The 4,747-nt window shown below is 65.4% G+C and carries 5 protein-coding genes and 1 pseudogene; 4 read left to right on the top strand and 2 right to left on the bottom strand.

Features of this window, described 5'->3' with window-relative positions:
- On the bottom strand, nt 1-291 hold a 291-nt coding region (locus AABA86_RS26400; protein ID WP_338308939.1), incomplete at its 3' end, for an SDR family NAD(P)-dependent oxidoreductase.
- 180 nt (nt 292-471) lie between these two features.
- Between AABA86_RS26400 and AABA86_RS26405 the strand changes: the two genes are divergently transcribed.
- From AABA86_RS26405 to AABA86_RS26415, 3 genes and pseudogenes are all read left to right on the top strand, one after another.
- Complete coding sequence (locus tag AABA86_RS26405; protein ID WP_104462367.1) at nt 472-1,260, top strand: enoyl-CoA hydratase/isomerase; 789 nt, start codon at nt 472-474, stop codon at nt 1,258-1,260.
- Nucleotides 1,257-2,164, top strand: a pseudogene (locus AABA86_RS26410) (phosphotransferase family protein). Before AABA86_RS26405 ends, AABA86_RS26410 begins: the two are co-directional and overlap by 4 nt.
- A 3-nt stretch (nt 2,165-2,167) precedes the next feature.
- Nucleotides 2,168-2,545, top strand: a complete 378-nt coding sequence (locus AABA86_RS26415) for a DUF6285 domain-containing protein (protein ID WP_338308940.1) — start codon at nt 2,168-2,170, stop codon at nt 2,543-2,545.
- 61 nt (nt 2,546-2,606) lie between these two features.
- Here the strand turns inward: AABA86_RS26415 and AABA86_RS26420 are convergent, their stop codons facing one another.
- Complete coding sequence (locus tag AABA86_RS26420) at nt 2,607-3,395, bottom strand: enoyl-CoA hydratase-related protein (RefSeq protein ID WP_338308941.1); 789 nt, start codon at nt 3,393-3,395, stop codon at nt 2,607-2,609.
- Nucleotides 3,396-3,608: 213 nt separating this feature from the next.
- Here AABA86_RS26420 and AABA86_RS26425 point away from each other — a divergent pair.
- Nucleotides 3,609-4,747, top strand: a 1,139-nt coding sequence (locus AABA86_RS26425) for an acyl-CoA dehydrogenase family protein (RefSeq protein ID WP_338308942.1), incomplete at its 3' end; no start/stop codon positions are given.

The following is a 4,747-nucleotide window of genomic DNA, read 5'->3' on the forward strand; positions in this document are numbered from 1 at the left end:
GCCGCCGATGCCGGCATTGGCGAAGCAGCCGTCGACGCGGCCAAAAATGTCGAGCGTCGCCTTCATCGCGGCATTGACCGAAGCCGGGTCAGTGACATCGCAGACCCGGCTGTCCACCTTGCCTGACAACCCCGCCATGCTCGCGGCAGCAGCCTTGTTCTTGTCGGGATTGCGGCCCCAGATCGAGACGTTGCAGCCCTGGCCGGCGAGCGCCTGCGCGATGCCGAGGCCGATGCCGCCATTGCCGCCGGTGATCACGGCGACGCGGCCGGAGAGGTCGAAAAGGTTCATGCCGCGTTTCCTGTTTTTGGGCGAGACATCTTGGGATGCGGGGCATCAGCCGCTGCGCGCAAGATTGCTTGCTATGCTCTGATCACCATGGACAAGACCGCGCCAAAAATCAAATATGCGCCCCGGCAAAAGCAATTCCGGTCTGCGAAATTGACGCAGGCCGCAACTCACGAGGAAGCCATGCAGTTCAAACACGTCACGCTCGATTTCGATGGCTCGGTCGCGATCCTCAGGCTCGACCATCAGGAGGTGATGAACGCGGTCTCCGTGGACATGCTGGGCGGGCTCGCCGAAGCGCTCGATACGATCGAGGAGAAGAAGGACGAGGTGCGCTGCGTCGTGCTGACCGGCGCGGGCCGCGCGTTCTGCACCGGCGCCAATCTGCAAGGGCGCAACAATCAGTCGAAGAAGACCAAGGCCGGCCTGACGCTGGAGACCGGCTTTCACCCGTTCCTGCGCCGCATCCGCAATCTGCACTGCCCGATTGTCACGGCGGTCAACGGCCCGGCGGCCGGCGCCGGCATGAGCTTCGCGCTGCTCGGCGACATGATCTTGTGCGCGCGGTCCTCTTACTTCCTTCAGGCCTTCCGGCGCATCGGCCTCGTGCCGGATTGCGGATCGACCTGGCTGTTGCCGCGCCTCGTCGGCCGGGCGCGCTCGATCGAATTGTCGCTGATGGGCGAGCGGCTGCCGGCCGAGAAGGCGCTGGAATGGGGCCTCGTCAACCGCGTCTATGATGACGGCGTGCTGATGGAGGAGGCGATGAAGCTCGCGCGCGACCTCGCCAGCGGTCCGACGGTCGCGCTTTCGCTGATCCGCAAGCTGTACTGGGACAGCCCGGAAAATTCCTTCGAGGATCAGCTCAATCTCGAATTCCAGTGCCAGCTCCGCGCCGGCGACACCCAGGATTTCCGCGAGGGCGTCGGCGCATTCCTGGAGAAGCGGCCCGCGCAGTTCAAAGGCAAATGATCGAGGTCGAACTTTCCCGCAGCGTCCAGCGCTGGTGCAAGGGCGCGACCGGCGCGACCTCTGCGGCCAAATTGTCCGGCGGCGCCAGTCAGGAAACCTGGCGCTTCGATATCGTGCATCCCGACGGCGTGATCGGCGCGATCCTGCGCCGTTCGCCGAAGGGCTATGGCGCGGCGCCGACGCGCGCGGCCGGCCTTGCCGCCGAAGCCCAGCTGATGCAGCTCGCTTATGAGGCCGGCGTGCCGTCGCCGCGCGTGATGCATGTGCTCGTGCCGGAGGATGATCTCGGCACCGGCTTCATCATGCAGCGGGTCGAGGGTGAAACCATCGCGCGCAAGATTCTTCGCGATGACGAATATGCGGCGGCGCGCCCCCATCTCGCGCGGCAGATCGGCGGCATTCTCGCCGGCCTGCATCGACTGCCAAAGGACAAGCTGCCCGAGCTTCGCGGCAGATCGGCGACCCAGGAGATTTCCGAGTTCGAGCGCGACTATCACAGCCTGAATTGGCCAAAGCCCGTGTTCGAGCTGGCGCTGCGCTGGCTGCGCGACCACGATNNGCCGTGCTGGACTGGGAGCTTGCCCATCTCGGCGACCCCATGGAGGATCTCGGCTGGGTCTGCGTCAACTCCTGGCGCTTCGGCGAGATCGACAAGCCCGTCGGCGGCTTTGGCTCGCACGAGGAGCTGTTCGCGGGCTACGAGGCTGCCGGCCGCAAGGTCGATCCCGCGCGCGTGAAATTCTGGGAAGTGATGGGGACGCTGCGCTGGGGCATCATGTGCGGCGGCATGATGCAGCGGTTTCGCGAGGGCCCGGACCATTCCATGGAACGCGCGATGATCGGCCGCCGCGCCTCCGAGACCGAGATCGATCTGTTGCGGCTGTTGGCGCCGCGCGGGAGCTGACACATGCAGGACGAGCCGACCCCAATCGAGCTGACCAAATCGGTCGCCGATTTCTTGCGCAACGACATCACGCCGCTGATCTCCGGCCACCAGGCCTTCAAGCTGCGCGTCGCCATCAACATTCTCGACCTCGTGACGCGGCAGCTGACGCGGGAGGAGGGAAGCGATGCGGCGGAGGTCGAGCGCCTGCGCGCGCTGCTCGGCATCGACGGCTCGGTGACCGAGCTCAACCGCGCGCTTGCCGACCGGATCGCCAAAGGCGAGGTTGACCTCGCAACGCCGGGCCTCGCCGAGCACCTGTGGGCGACCACGATGGACAAGCTCGCGGTGGATCAGCCGAGCTACGCGTCGTACAAGCGCGAGCTGGGGCGGGGCGGGTAGGCGGCGCCCCGTCATTCCGGGGCGTCGCGNNCGCGCCCCGGAATGACCGCGCAAAGCGCGGTCACTTCCCCACCCATTTCGGCGGCCGCTTTTCCGAGAATGCCTTCGGGCCCTCGACGTAATCCTGCGACGCCACCATCGCCTTCACCGCGGGGTACTCGCGCTGCTCCGCGATCGCCTGCTCCAGCGACACGCCGAGGCCCTTCTGGATCGCCTGCTTCGAGGCTCGGATCGACATCGGCGAGTTCTTGGTGATCATCTCCGCCCAGCGCAGCGCGCCCGACAGCGCCTCGCCCTGCGGCACCACCTCGTTGACGAAGCCGAGCTCATGGCCTTCCTTGGCGCTGACGTGGCGCGCGGTGAGGATCATGCCCATGGCGCGCTTGAGGCCAATCTGCCGCGGCAGCCGGTGCAGGCCGCCGGCGAGTGCGGCTAGTCCAACGCGCGGCTCGGGCAAGGCGAAGGTCGCATTCTCCGAGGCGATGATGAGGTCGCACGCCAGCGCGATCTCGAAGCCGCCGCCCATCGCGACGCCGTTCACCGCGGCGATGATCGGCTTGTCGCAGTCGAAGCGCGCGGTGAGGCCGGCAAAGCCGCCCTTGTCCCAACCGCGCTTGCCGCCCGCCGCCTGCCACTTCAGATCGTTGCCGGCGCAGAACGCCTTGTNNGCCTTGTCGCCGGCGCCGGTGACGATCGCGACCCACTGCTCGGCATCCGCGGAGAAATCGTCGAACACCTTTTGAAGCTCGAAATGCGCATCGGTGTGTAGCGCGTTGTAGACCTCGGGCCGCGACAGCGTGACGATTGTGATCGGCCCCTTGCGTTCCACCTTTGAGAATTTCAGCTCCATCGCGCGCTCCCGCATTTTCTCGTCAAGGAATATGGGCGGCATACTACCGCGCGTCGGCGCTGGAGCACCATCGAATTGCGCTGATGCGCCTTGCGCGCGTCACACGCCTCGGCTTGCTTGACTTGCACGCGCTCTTCTCAGCTTAATCGCACGAAGCAGAAACGCGCCTAGCGCCTTAACGCAAAATGATAAAATCAATCCGGGAGAGAACCTGTGGACTTCTCATTGCCTGCCGATCTCGTCGCCTATCTCGCGGAGCTCGATCGTTTCATCGAACGCGAGATCAAGCCGCTGGAAGAGGCTGACGACAACATCCGCTTCTTCGATCATCGCCGCGAATGGGCGCGCACCGATTTCGAGAATGGCGGCCTGCCGCGCCACGAATGGGAGGCGCTGTTGCGCAAGGCCAAGGATCTTGCGGACGCCGCCGGACATCTGCGCTTTCCCGTGCCGAAGCAATATGGCGGCAAGGACGGCTCGAATCTCTGGATGGCGGTGATCCGCGAGCATTTCGCCGCAAAAGGCCTCGGCCTGCACAACGACCTCCAGAACGAGCACTCCGTCGTCGGCAATTTCCCCGTCGTCACCATGCTCGACCGCTATGGCCGCGACGACCAGAAGGCGATGATCGACGGCTCGATCAAGGGCAAGTACCGCATCACCTTCGGCCTGACCGAGCCGCATCACGGCTCGGACGCCACCCACATGGAGACGCGCGCGGTGCCAGCGACCCGCGACAACGTCAAGGGCTGGATCATCAACGGCGAGAAGATGTGGACCACCGGCATGCATGTTGCCACGCACTGCGCGCTGTTCGCGCGCACCAGCGGTAATGACGGCGATGCCCGCGGTATCACCTGTTTCCTGGTGCCGGCCAAGAGCCATGGCGTCAAGGTCGAGGAATACATGTGGACCTTCAACATGCCGACCGATCATCCCCGCGTCAGCTTCACCGACGTGTTCGTGCCTGAGGACGCCCTGTTCGGCGAGGTCGGCCGCGGGCTGTCGCTGGCGCAGTGCTTCGTGCATCAGAACCGCATCCGGCAAGCCGCAAGCTCGCTCGGTGCCGCCGTCTACTGCATCAACGAGAGCGTGAAATATGCGCGCGAGCGCAAGCCGTTCGGCCGGGCGCTGGCCGAGAACCAGGCGATCCAGTTCCCGCTGGTCGAGCTTGCGACGCAGGCCGAGATGCTGCGCCTTCTGATCCGCAAGACCGCCTGGGAGATGGACCAGCTCACCGAGGAGCAGATCGAGCGCACGCTCTCCGACCGTGTCTCGATGTGCAACTACTGGGCAAACCGCCTCTGCTGCGAATCCGCCGACCGCGCCATGCAGGTCCACGGCGGCATGGG

The organism is Bradyrhizobium sp. TM233 (assembly GCF_036247965.1).
Taxonomy (GTDB): domain Bacteria; phylum Pseudomonadota; class Alphaproteobacteria; order Rhizobiales; family Xanthobacteraceae; genus Bradyrhizobium; species Bradyrhizobium ottawaense.